Below are 12,685 nucleotides of genomic sequence, written 5' to 3' on the forward strand. Positions count from 1 at the left end.
TGACCAATTGGTCAAATGAGTTATGGAAATTCAGAGAAGAGGGCAGCGACCGACCCGAGGGTGGCGCGAAAGCGCCGCCCTGGGGGGCGGGTCGGCGCTGCCCGGCGTTGCCGCCGGGCGGTACGCATGATCAGCGTCAGTTTTAGACCAACATCAGGAAACACCCTTCGGCGCATAATCCGCTGGATCAACACTATCAGGCCGACCCTCCAACCGCAGGGTCGTCACCTCTGGCGCGGTCTCGGCCACGATCTGCCCCCGCCGGATCACCTTCAACCGATTGGGTCGCAGGCGGATCGCCTCGGTCACATCCCGCGCCTGCAACAGGACCATGTCGGCGTGACAGCCGACCTCCAGCCCATAGCCCTCAAGCCCCATGATCCGCGCCGAATTCACCGTGACCGCATCGAACAGCGCCTGTTTATCGACGATCGACCCCATCTGCGTCGCGTGCACCGCCATATGCGCCACGTCCAGCAAATCGCCCGTCCCCATCGAATACCACGGGTCCATCACGCAATCCTGCCCCAGACCCACGGGGATCCCCATCTCCATCATCTGTGGAATGCGCGTCAGCCCGCGCCGCTTAGGATATGTGTCATGTCGCCCCTGCAGCATCATGTTGATCAGCGGGTTCGGGATCGCGGCCATCTGCGCCTCTGCCATCAGGGGCAGCAGTTTGGAGACGTAATAATTGTCCATCGAATGCATCGAGGTCAGATGCGACCCCGCCACGCGCCCCTGCAAGCCAAAGCGCACCGTCTGCGCCGCCAGGCTCTCCACATGCCGCGACAGGGGATCATCGGTTTCGTCACAATGCATATCGACCATCAGACCCCGATCCGCCGCGATCCGGCACAGCGCCTCGACTGACCGGGCGCCGTCTTCCATCGTGCGTTCGAAATGCGGAATACCGCCCACCACCTCGACCCCCATATCCAAAGCCCGTTCCAGCGCCTCGACTATCCCCGGCTCGCGATAATAGCCATCCTGCGGAAACGCGACGAGCTGCAGGTCAAGGTAGGGCTTCACGATCTCCCGCACCTCCAGCAGCGCCTCGGCCGTGACCAGCCGGGGGTCCGACACGTCGACATGGCTGCGCACCGCCATCAACCCCTTGGACACCGCCAGATCGCAGTAGCGCACGGCGCGTTCAATCAACGCCTCTTTGGTCAGGGTGGGCCGCAGCTCTCCCCACAGTGCGATGCCTTCCAGCAGCGTGCCCGACACGTTCATCCGCGGCAGGCCAAGCGACAGGGTCGCGTCCATATGGAAATGCGGATCGACGAACGGCGGGCTGACCAGCAGACCACCCGCATCAATCACCTCTCCGGCCTCGGCATCAATCCCGGCCTCCACGCCAGTGATCTTGCCACCCGTCACCGCGATATCGATACCAGTACGCCCGTCGGGCAGCGCCGCGTTTTTCAGAAGTAGATCAACCATGGGCGGGCCTTCCTGACTGTCAGTTGTGGTGGCGAATATTGGGGGCAGATTAGGCCCCACCCCCGCCAATGCAAGCCGCGACCTATGCCTCCAGCGGACCCGCCGCCATTTCCCGCCCCGCAGCACAAGCAACAAGCAGCCGACGGAAAACGCACATCTATTTTACATGTTATCAGCCGTAATTCCGCGCTATCTTCGCCGCGACCCCTCCGGGCAAATAAAACAAAAGCAGAGCAGCCATGACCCGCCCCTCCCGCGCCCACAAAGTCGCAACCCGCGTTTTCGCCCTGATCGCCATAGGCCTGATCGTGGCCAGCTGCGGCAGCGGCCCGCGCACCCCGTCAGAACCCGCCCTTTACACGCCCCGCGCGCTGGACCCCGCCGATTATCGCGCCCCCGGCATACCGGCCCGCTTTGGCGACAATGACCCGCATGAATGGGAAGGCCGCACGCCCGACAGCTATCAGGTGCATGGCATCGACGCCTCGCGGTATCAGGGGGTGATCGACTGGAACGCGGTGCGCCGGTCGGGCATCTCCTTTACGTGGCTTAAGGCAACCGAAGGGGGCGATCACAAGGATCCCGGCTGGCCGATCAATTCCGTCGCCGCGCGGGCGGCGGGCGTGCCCGTGGGCGCCTACCATTTCTACTATTTCTGCCGCACGGCCCGCGAACAGGCGCAGTGGTTCATCCAGAATGTCCCGCGCGTGCCCGGTGATCTGCCGCCCGTGCTGGACATGGAATGGAACCACCAGTCCAAGACCTGCAAACTGCGCCCCGATCCGGCGACCGTCCGGTCGGAAATCCGCATCTTCACCGATATCGTCACGCGTCACTACGGCACGCCCCCAGTGATCTACACGACCCCGGACTTCTACGAAGAAAACGACCTCGGCTCAATCTCCACGGCTGAATTCTGGCTGCGCTCGGTCATCGCCCACCCGTCAGAACGCTACCCGGATGAGCGTTGGACCTTCTGGCAGTACACCGGCACCGGCATCGTCCGCGGCATCGGTGGCAAGGTCGACCTGAACGCCTTTGCCGGACCCTACGCCGCCTGGGACGCCTGGCTGGCGCGGCGGCAGCAACGCTAGCCCCTCAGATATCGACCCAGTTCTGTTCGACCACCGCCTCCATCGCCACGTAACTGGTGGTGGAGGTGACATACGGCAGGGTCGAGATCTTCTCTCCCAACACCCACCGGAAATGCGCCATATCGCGCGACCGGACCTTCACCTGATAATCGTATCCGCCCGCGATCATGTAGCATTCTTCGATCTCGGGGATCAGGCGGATCGCGGCGTTGAACTCCTCCAGCGCCTTCTGGCGCGTGTCGCTGACGCTGATCTCGACGTAGGTCACGTTGGTCAGCCCTAGTTTCAGCGGTGACAGGATCGCGCGGTACCCGGTGATCAGCCCCGCCTCTTCCATCTGTTTGATCCGCGCGGCGACGGGGGTTTTTGACAAACCCACCGCGCGCGCCAGTTCAGTCACAGGCGTCCGCGCATCCGCCACCAGATGTTGCAGGATTCGCCGGTTGATCGGGTCTAATTCGTCCATACGCCCCTCCGTGACGTGAAAATTGGTCGGATTGCCCACCGAAGTTACCATAGTTGGTCAATCAGACCAGCAAAACCACCGTACCATGCCGCACATGCACCGGACCGAGGCTCTCATGGCACACCAAGAATTCCCCACCCTAGGATTTGACGCGAAATACGCGGATCAGGACGACGTTCTGGCCGCGTTGAAATCCAGCGCCGGGATCACCCGCGCCACCCGCCGCGCGATCACCGACCGCGCCGTCAAACTGGTCAACCGCATCCGGACCGAAGCGCGGCCAACCCTGATGGAACACTTCCTGGCGGAATACGGGCTGTCCACCCGCGAAGGCGTCGCCCTGATGTGTCTGGCCGAGGCGATGCTGCGCGTCCCCGACAGCTTTACCATCGACGCGCTGATCGAAGACAAGATCGCGCCGTCTGAATGGAACAAACACCTCGGCACCGCTGCGTCATCCCTGGTCAACGCCTCCACCTGGGCGCTGATGCTGACGGGCCGCGTGCTGGACGACGATCAGCCGGGCGTCGCAGGCGTGCTGCGCGGCGCGGTCAAACGGCTGGGGGAGCCTGTGATCCGCACCGCCGTCACCCGCGCGATGAAGGAAATGGGCCGACAGTTCGTGCTGGGCGAAACCATTCAGGCCGCCTTGAAACGCGGTGAGGCGCAAGAAGCCAAGGGATACACCTATTCCTTCGACATGCTGGGCGAAGCCGCCCGCACCCAAGAAGACGCCGACCGCTACGCCAAGGATTACGCCGAGGCGATCCGCGCCATCGCCGCCCATGCGAAGCACGACAATATCGTCGACAACCCCGGCATCTCGATCAAGCTATCCGCCCTGCATCCCCGCTACGAGGTGTTCCAGGAACCCCGCGTGCTGAAAGAGCTGACCCCCATCGTTATCCGTCTGGCCCGGCAGGCCAAGGACGCAGGAATCGCCCTGCATATCGACGCCGAAGAACAGGACCGGCTGGTCCTGTCGCTCAAGGTCATCGACAAGGTGCTCTCCGACCCGCAGCTTGCTGGCTGGGACGGCTTCGGCGTTGTGGTCCAAGCCTATGGCAAACGCGCCGGGGCCGCGCTGGACGCGCTTTACGACATGGCGCAGCGCTATGATCGCAAGATGAACATCCGTCTGGTCAAAGGCGCCTATTGGGACACGGAGATGAAGCTGGCCCAAGTCGCTGGCATGCCCGATTTCCCGCTCTTCACCACCAAACCCGCCACCGACGTCGCCTATATCTGCCTTGCGCAGAAACTCTTCGGCATGACCGACCGGCTCTTCCCGCAATTCGCCACCCATAACGCCCACACCGTCGCCGCCGTGCAGGAATTGGCGGACGGTCGGCCCTACGAATTCCAGCGCCTGCACGGGATGGGCGAACGGCTGCATGACATCGTGCTGAAAGAAACCGACGGACACTGCCGCATCTACGCCCCCGTCGGCGCGCATCGGGACCTGCTGGCCTACCTCGTCCGGCGTCTGCTGGAAAACGGCGCGAACTCCTCTTTCGTTCACCAGATCGTCGACGAAGACGTCCGCCCCGAAGACATCGCCTCCGACCCGTTCGAGGCCGTGAAAACCACGCCGCCGCCCTCGGGCCTTGTCCAGCCAAAGGACATTTTCGGCAAGGATAGGGTCAATTCCCGCGGCTGGGACCTATTCGACGACGCCACGCTGGCGCAGATCGACATAGCCCGCGACATCACGATCCCCGACGCGGGTCCGATCACCGTCTCCGACCCCACGGGCCCCACGCGCAGTGTCACCAACCCGGCCACCGGCGACACCGTCGCCCAAGTCACCGACGCCGACGAACAGACCACCGCCCGCGCCATCGACGACGCCGCGCTATGGGACGCCTCCCCCAAAACCCGCGCCGACACCCTGCGCCGCGCCGCTGACCTCTACGAGGAGCACTTCGGCCCCATCATGGCGATCCTTGCGCGCGAAGCGGGGAAATCCCTTCCCGACGCCGTGGGCGAGATCCGCGAAGCGGTGGATTTCCTGCGCTACTACGCCGCCATGGGCGAAGCTGACACCCGCGCGCCCCGCGGCATCATCAGCGCCATCAGCCCGTGGAACTTCCCTCTCGCCATCTTCACCGGCCAGATCAGCGCCGCGCTGATGGCCGGGAACGCCGTGCTGGCCAAACCCGCCGAACAAAGCCCGATCATCGCCCATTACGCCACCCAATTGCTGCACCGCGCGGGCGTCCCCCGCCCCGCCCTACAACTGCTCACCGGCCCCGGCGCACAGGTCGGCGCGGCGATCACCAGCGACCCGCGCATCAAGGGTGTGGTCTTTACCGGCTCGACCGCCACCGCACAGCGCATCAATCGCACCATGGCCGAACACCTTAGCCCCGGCACCCCGCTGATCGCGGAAACCGGCGGGTTGAACGCCATGATCGTCGACAGCACTGCCCTGCCCGAACAGGCCGTGCGCGACATCGTCATCTCGTCCTTCCAATCCGCCGGTCAGCGCTGCTCGGCCCTGCGCTGCCTCTACCTGCAAGAAGACACCGCGCCTCAGGTGATCGAAATGATCAAAGGCGCGATGGATCAGCTGGGCATCGGCGACCCGTGGCACCTGTCCACCGACGTGGGCCCCGTGATCGACGCCGCCGCCCGCGACCAGATCATGGGCTACCTCGACGACCATAAAGCTTCGATCCTGCATCAGCGTGACGTCCCCACCACCGGCACCTTCGTCCCCCCGACCCTGCTGCGCGTCAGCGGCATCAACGATCTGGAACGAGAGGTCTTTGGCCCCGTCCTGCATGTGGCCACCTTCAAGGCGCGCGACCTGCCCCGCGTGGTCCAGGACATCAACGCGCGCGGCTATGGCCTGACCTTCGGGCTGCACACCCGCATCGATGACCGCGTGCAATCCGTCTCTCAGGCGATCCACGTCGGCAACACCTACGTCAACCGCAACCAGATCGGCGCCATCGTCGGCTCCCAACCCTTCGGCGGCGAAGGCCTGTCGGGCACCGGCCCCAAGGCGGGCGGACCGCTCTACCTCAACCGCTTCTTCGCACCCGATCCCGGCGACACGGGCACCACATGGGACGGCCCCGCCGACCTTGCGACCCTGCACGCCAAGATCGCCACCACCCGCGAATTGCACCTGACCGACGCGCTCCTCCCCGGTCCGACCGGAGAGTTGAACCGCCTCTCCACCCACACCCGGCCCCCGGTGCTGTGCCTAGGGCCCGGAGAGGCCACCGCCCGCGCACAGGCCGACGCGGTCACCGCCCTTGGCGGCCACGCGATCGAGGTGACCGGAGAGCTGACAGCCGTCACCCTCGCCACGCTGACAGACGTCTCGGCCGCGATCTGGTGGGGCGATCCCGACCATGCCCGCATCTATGCCAAGGCGCTGGCCGACCGCGACGGGCCGATCCTGCCGCTCATCACGGCCCAGCCCGACAAGGCCTACGTGCTGCACGAACGCCACCTCTGCGTCGACACCACCGCCGCCGGGGGCAACGCCGCCCTTCTGGCCAGCTAGGCTTCATCTTTCCAGAAATACCTCTCGGGGGTGAATTGGCCGCAGGCCAAAAGGGGGCAGACAGCCCCCTCTACCGCCCCACCCGATCCTTGACCAAGGCGGTGAAGCGGTAAAACCCATGCGCCATCTTGGAATAGGGCGTCAGCAGGAAAAACGTCAGCACAGCGCCCAGATGCAGCGCCAGCAGCGGCCCCGTCAGGCCCGTCCCGCGCACGGCATACAGCAGCAGCCCCGACAGCCCGACAAGGCCCAACAGCCAGACAAAGGCCGCGCCCCCCTGCCCTGCGACGCCCAGATTTGGATCGGCCTTGCGCTTCAGCATCACGAGCCCCAAGCAGCCCGCGACCAGAAGCAGCCCGCCCGACACGCCCAGCAGTTTCGGCAAGGACCAGAAGCCATAGGGCGCGGGGCTGTCGAACACGTAATGCAGCACCGTGGCAGAGGAGGTCGAGGCAAAGCACAGCAAAAACCCGTACATCACCGCCTGATGCACATGGCGGCGTCCGTTCGAATACCGCTCTTCCTTCTCGAAATTGCAGCCCTGACCCTGACCGCCCCCAAGGTTGCGCATTGTGGCCGCGTCTTTCACAGCCCCGGACAGGGCAGCCCAAGTCACGCGGCTGCCGCCGACTTCGACCCAATACCGCCGGATAGAGACTGATAACGACACCAACGGGAACAGGAACGCAGGCAGGAAAATCGCTACCGTCGCGCCATGGCTCAGGTAGGCATAGAACCCCTCGCCGTCCCCCGGCAGCATTGCAATCAGCGCGAACATCACTGCAAATCCGACGACCAGCGCCGCAGCCACCGCCCTCGCTTGGCGCTGAAACACCGTTGCCAGCCCCCCGGGCCAGGCCAGTCGCTCCCAGCTGTCCACCCGTGCCTCCCCCAAGGCGCGGGGCAGGTTCAGCGCCCAGTCGTGCGGCTCGGTATATTGGCAGGCGTAATAGCAGCCCCGGCAGTTGTGGCACAGATTCGCCAGCTGGGTGATATCGCCATCGGCAAACACCTTCTGCCGGGTGATCGCCGGAAAGACCGAACAAAAGCCTTCGCAGTACCGGCAGGCGTTACAGATCTCGACCTGCCGCCGCGCCTCTGCGATTGGGTCGTCCAACACCACATCCGGGTCAGTCTGTAGCGTGACATCAAGCGACATGTTTCGCGGCCTCCTGCCCGGCAATGCGGCCCATGACCGTGCCAATCGTCATCCCGAACCCGGCCAGATACCCCTGCCCCAGGATCGATCCGGCCATCATTTCCCCGGCGCTCCAGATGTTATCGTATTGGCCGCCGACCCCGGTCGCGCGCGCCCGCCCGTCGACCTTCAGCCCGAGGTAAGTGAACGTCACCCCCGGCCTCAGGGCATAGGCGTAGAACGGTGGTTCTGCTATCGGCCGCGCCCAGTTGGTTTTCGCAGGCTCCACGCCCGTCGTCGCCAACCCGTCCAAGGCCTGAGGCGTAAACGCCCCCTCCCCGCAGCCCGCGTTGAAGGCCTCAATCGTCGCCGAAACCTTATCCGCGGATAAGCCCAGCTTTGCCGCCAACTCAGGGATCGTGTCCGCGACCTCTGGTGGATAGACGGAGGGCATGAACAGGTCGATCGACCGCGCATCGATGATCGAATAAGCCACCTGATCCGGCTGCGCGGCCACCAGCCGCCCCCAGATAGCATAGCGCTTGGGCCATACGTCTTCGCCCTCGTCATAGAACCGCTCGCCCTCTCGGTTCACCACGACGGAAAACGGCACACAATCCAGCCGCGTCGCAATCCCGCCGTCGAACTTGGGCGCGCGCCCGTCGATGGCCACCGCGTGACATTGCGTCGGGTCGCCCACGGTTGCCGCCCCTTGATCGATCATATCCTTCAGAACAACGCCCCGGTTATAAGGCGTGCCCCGGATCAGGAAGTTGCGCGCTGCCTCTCCCCAGGCGCGGGCCAGCCAGTCGATGTCCGATTGAAACCCGCCCGAGGCCAGAACGAACGCCCGCCCCCGGATCACATGCACCTCTCCCCCGATGTCGACCTCAACATGCGTCGCGGTCTGGCCGTCCAACGCCACATGTTTGACCTGCGCGTCATAGATCACCTGAACCCCAAGATCGGCGGCTGTCAGGTAATAGGCATTCACCAGCGCCTTGCCCCCGCCAAGAAAGAACGCATTGGTCCGGTCCAGCGACAGCGTGCCCGCCAACGACGGCTGAAACCGCACGCCATGGTCCTGCATCCACGGCAGGCATTCTTCGGACGTGCGGATCACCATCCGCGCCAAAGCCTCATCCGTTTCGCCCTTGGTCACACGCAGCAGGTCATCGAAAAACTCGTCCTCGTCATAGGTCTCGACCAGCGGGCCAAGATCGCCATGATGCATGCAGCGAAAGTTCCGCGTATGGCGCGAATTTCCCCCGCGATAGGCCTTGGGCGCGCCTTCCAGCATCAGGACCGTGGCGCCCGCTTCAGCAGACTCTATTGCGGCACATAGGGCCGCATTCCCGCCCCCGACAATCACCACATCCCATTGGGTTTCCGATGCCGCTTTACCGTCCATGATCCGCCTCCCCTGCCCCTTCGGCCCGCAGAATCCGCAACCGCGCCAGTTGCGCCCGTTCCATATGCGCGCGCATCACGGCCTCGGCCTGCTCTCCATCCCGGTCAAACAGACACTGAATAAGGGCTTTATGCTCTTCCACCGCCTCCTGCGCGCGCCCTTCAGCGGCCATCGAGGTAGGGCCGATGATCAGCATGGCGTTTTCGATCGCGTCCATCGACCGGGCCAAGAACCGGTTCCGCGAAGCGTCGAGCAATCGACTATGAAACTGCCGGTTTAGGGTCGCAATTCGACCGGCGTCAAAGGTCGCGCCCGCCATCTCTGTCGTGATCTCTGCTAGCTCCTGCAACTCCATATCCGATGCCGCCCGCGCCGCCAGCCGCGCCGCCGTACCTTCCAGCACCGTGCGCATCTCGTAAAGCTCCATGATCTCGGCGTAACTCAACTGCCGGACCACCGCCCCGGTGCGCGGCTGGTGATCGACCAGACCATCCGCCTCCAACCGCCGGATCGCTTCGCGGACGGGCGTGCGACTGATGCTAAGCCGCTCGGCCAACTCGGTCTCGGTCAATCTTGCGCCGGGTTTCAGCACGCCCTGACGGATGTCATCGCGCAGCCGGGCATAGGCGTCCTGACCCTGTAGAGGGCGCGAGAGCGGGTCTGGAAAGGGCTTTGTCATGGTTCGGGATTCGGCTGGATACATTTGGATACAGACGGTACGAGGCGCGGTGATGCTGAGTCAACCTTATCCGCGGATAAGGGTCGCCCCACCTCAACCCAGCCGCACTCGAGAAAGGACCAGAGGCGGCCCGTGGGGTGGCGCAACACCGCCGAAGGTCTGCGCTTTATACTGGGCAGCTCGGGACGACCTTGACCGCCGCAATGACCGCACCAAAGCGCCAGCCCGCCGGGACGGGCCGCCGCTGGTCCGGCGGCTTCGCCTTGGCTCCGGACCATAGCCAAAGACCATTCGGCACACCTTATCCGCGGATAAGGTGCCACCGGACCCCTGCCAGCACCCAAAACTTACCCGCGGATAAGCATCATCCCGAACCAAAAACAAAGGGGCCTTATCCGCGGATAAGACCCCTGCCCGTCAGCGATATGCCAAACCTTCAAGCCAATCCCTCAGGCCAGCCCGTCGATCAGCGACGCAATCGCCCGCTCCAGTCGCGCCCGTTCGATCGAAGAGAAATCGCGGTTCACCTTGATCTCTAACCGTCCCGGCCCGGCGGTGCATTTGACCTGCCCCGCGCGGCTTTGAATGTGGAACGTCGTCTTGGTCCGACCATCCGCAGGTTTGGCCTTGGCCTTGGGCGTGCCGGCCACCTCCTGCTCGGGCGCGTCCTGCCCGGTGTATTTGCGCAGCACCTCGATCTCTTGCTGGATCGACCGGCCATCCCAATCCTTCAGGTCAGCCTTGATCTGGCCGATGATCTCGGGCCGCTCCTTGATCTCACGCGCAAGGGTCACGCCCAAGGCACGGGGGATCGCGGTGGGATACAACAGCGTCTTGCCCAGCATCTCTAGCAGGTAGGCGAAATTCTTGATGTAGCTGCGCTTGGAATAGGGGGCCGACTGGAACAGCGCGGCGACGGCATCCGACAGATCGGTGGCGTCGGTGCTGGGGTCGGCGGCATAGTTCTGGGCGGCATAGGCCATCTCGGCAAAGGACAAGTCCTTGCGGATCACGTTCTCATCCACCATGCGCCGATACAGGCCCGCGATGTCCGGCTCTCCGGGCATGATGAGGGCAGGGATCGTGGCGTAGGACGCGTCGCCTTCGGACAGCTCACGATAGGCAGACAGGCGGCGGAATCCCTGGACCAGTTCATAGCCCGTGCCATCGGGGCGGGGCATAACGCGGATCGGGTTCGACAGGCCGACGTCCTTGATCGAGGTGACCAGTTCGGCCAGTTCCAGATCGTCACCGGGGATGCGGTCGCGGACCAGCATGTAGGTGTGGACGTCCTCCAACGGGATCAGCTGGACGACATGGCCCGCCTCCCGAAGGGACACGAACTCATGCGCGAGGTTGTCGTTCTCCTCCCGGATCGTCTCTAACGCGCTCTTCCGGGCCTGAAGCGCCTCGGCATTTTCGCTGATCGCACTGGCCATGGGGCCACGTCGCGCGGGCGCTTCGGCAGAGGGGACAGGGGTCAGTTCGGGGCCCAGATCGGGTCCGTCGTCGGGGACAGAGATGTCGAATACGCGGCGCTTGCGGGTCATGCGTCACTCCCTTCCAGCTCGACCTTATCCGCGGATAAGGTGCCGTTGCCCATGGCTTCCCAATGCGGGGTCATGGTCACTTTGAACTCTTCATACGCCCGATCGAAGGATGCCCGCGCCCGTCGCCATGTTTCGCGAGTCATGTCGCGGTAATCCATTTCGTAGATCGACGACAGGAAGCGCCCGGACTGTTCGACGGCACGGGTCATTTCGATCGGCTGTTCGGCAAGTTTGTCGCCAAAAACCTTACCAAAGGCTTCGAACATCGCGCGGTGCAGATCGTTGCCCGGTTCGTACCGGGTCAGCAAGAAGCGGATGTCGTGGAAGGCCTTGGGCAGCGTGACCTTATCCGCGGATAAGGTGCCTTCGAACCCATAGGCGAGGTCCTCAAGCGCCTCGGACAGCTGGCCGATGAAGCTGGTGGTCGAGTCGTATTCCCAATAGCCGGGGCCCGAGGGGATATAGAGCATGTCCGCCGCAAAGACCGCGTTCATTGACTGATAGCCGATGGCCGGCGGGCAGTCGAAAAAGATCAGGTCCCACTGATCTTCGGGCAGCTGGTCGAGGAAGCGGTTCACCGCCGCAAAGAACGACCATTCAGGGTTCAGGTGCCTGTACTGGGCGCTGGCGAATTCGACGAAGGCCGCGTTGGCGCAGGACGGGATCAGGTCGATCGTCGGCCAGTTGGTCGGCTGGATAAAGTCGCTGACCCGCAGGTCCTGAATGCCAAGTCCGGTGATCGACGACGGCAGGTTGCGTTGGGGCAGGGCGGCGCCGGATGCGGCACCCCGCGGGGCCGCATTCTGGGCAGTGGTTTCCTGAATCAGGTCCCGCGCCATGATGCCCCAGACGGTGCGTTCTTCACTGACATCCGTGAGGCCCATTGAGTGACTAAGCGTCGCCTGAGGGTCGAAATCCACGCACAGAACACGGTACCCATCCAATGCCGCGGCATGGGCGAAATGCTGGGCGACGGTGGACTTGCCAGCGCCGCCTTTGAAGTTCGCGATGGCGGTGCGGAAAGCGCGACCCTTGGGGCGCTTCGGCATCAGCGTTTTGCCACGGGGGCGCAGTTTGCGGCGCAGCGTGTTGACCTCTTCCAAGGTGAACCACCGCTGCCGACCGTCGGGTTCGACCATACCCGCGGGTAAGGTCGGGTCGGCGGCCATCTTGCCGCGGAAGGTGTTCTGGTTCAGGCCGAGGATCAGTTCCGACACCTCCCACGAGGAGAAGCGGCGCAGCGTCTTGCGGTTCTCAGGAGAGAACGTCTGCTGACGGATCCAGCTTTGCATCTTGAGCGAGCGGGCCTGTATGTCCCGAAGGTCGGTATGGGTTAGCACGATGTCCTCTCTCACGTTTCAAACGTTAATTATTCTCTTTC

9 protein-coding genes are annotated in these 12,685 nt (G+C 64.0%); 2 read left to right on the plus strand and 7 right to left on the minus strand.

The features are described from left to right. Window positions 1–153: 153 nt before the first annotated feature. Window positions 154–1,446, minus strand: coding sequence for an amidohydrolase family protein (locus ACI3GR_RS15855; RefSeq protein ID WP_407495946.1), 1,293 nt, complete (start codon window positions 1,444–1,446; stop codon window positions 154–156). 239 nt (window positions 1,447–1,685) lie between these two features. On the opposite strand from ACI3GR_RS15855, the gene ACI3GR_RS15860 reads away from it, so the two are divergent. Beyond that, window positions 1,686–2,540, plus strand: coding sequence for a glycoside hydrolase family 25 protein (locus tag ACI3GR_RS15860; RefSeq protein ID WP_407495947.1), 855 nt, complete (start codon window positions 1,686–1,688; stop codon window positions 2,538–2,540). Window positions 2,541–2,544: 4 nt separating this feature from the next. Here the strand turns inward: ACI3GR_RS15860 and ACI3GR_RS15865 are convergent, their stop codons facing one another. Continuing rightward, window positions 2,545–3,006 (minus strand): Lrp/AsnC family transcriptional regulator, encoded by a 462-nt coding sequence (locus ACI3GR_RS15865; protein ID WP_407495949.1) that lies wholly within the window; start codon window positions 3,004–3,006, stop codon window positions 2,545–2,547. 115 nt (window positions 3,007–3,121) lie between these two features. Here ACI3GR_RS15865 and putA point away from each other — a divergent pair, with 115 nt between their 5' ends. Continuing rightward, window positions 3,122–6,526, plus strand: coding sequence for a bifunctional proline dehydrogenase/L-glutamate gamma-semialdehyde dehydrogenase PutA (putA, locus tag ACI3GR_RS15870; RefSeq protein ID WP_407495950.1), 3,405 nt, complete (start codon window positions 3,122–3,124; stop codon window positions 6,524–6,526). 70 nt (window positions 6,527–6,596) lie between these two features. Here putA and tcuB read toward each other — a convergent pair whose 3' ends face one another. From tcuB to ACI3GR_RS15895, 5 genes are all read right to left on the minus strand, one after another. Continuing rightward, window positions 6,597–7,685 (minus strand): tricarballylate utilization 4Fe-4S protein TcuB, encoded by a 1,089-nt coding sequence (tcuB, locus tag ACI3GR_RS15875; protein ID WP_407495952.1) that lies wholly within the window; start codon window positions 7,683–7,685, stop codon window positions 6,597–6,599. Then, complete coding sequence (gene tcuA, locus ACI3GR_RS15880) at window positions 7,675–9,075, minus strand: FAD-dependent tricarballylate dehydrogenase TcuA (RefSeq protein ID WP_407495953.1); 1,401 nt, start codon at window positions 9,073–9,075, stop codon at window positions 7,675–7,677. The genes tcuB and tcuA overlap by 11 nt, the downstream gene beginning before the upstream one ends. Next, the gene (locus ACI3GR_RS15885) at window positions 9,065–9,754 is read right to left on the minus strand and encodes a GntR family transcriptional regulator (protein ID WP_407495954.1); all 690 of its coding nucleotides are present in this window, start codon (window positions 9,752–9,754) and stop codon (window positions 9,065–9,067) included. The genes tcuA and ACI3GR_RS15885 overlap by 11 nt, the downstream gene beginning before the upstream one ends. A 449-nt stretch (window positions 9,755–10,203) precedes the next feature. After that, window positions 10,204–11,304, minus strand: coding sequence for a ParB/RepB/Spo0J family partition protein (locus ACI3GR_RS15890; RefSeq protein ID WP_407495956.1), 1,101 nt, complete (start codon window positions 11,302–11,304; stop codon window positions 10,204–10,206). Next, window positions 11,301–12,644, minus strand: a complete 1,344-nt coding sequence (locus tag ACI3GR_RS15895) for an AAA family ATPase (RefSeq protein WP_407495957.1) — start codon at window positions 12,642–12,644, stop codon at window positions 11,301–11,303. The genes ACI3GR_RS15890 and ACI3GR_RS15895 overlap by 4 nt, the downstream gene beginning before the upstream one ends. Window positions 12,645–12,685: the final 41 nt, after the last annotated feature.

Source organism: Pseudooceanicola aestuariicola (assembly GCF_045763785.1).
In the GTDB taxonomy this organism is placed as follows: domain Bacteria; phylum Pseudomonadota; class Alphaproteobacteria; order Rhodobacterales; family Rhodobacteraceae; genus Pseudooceanicola.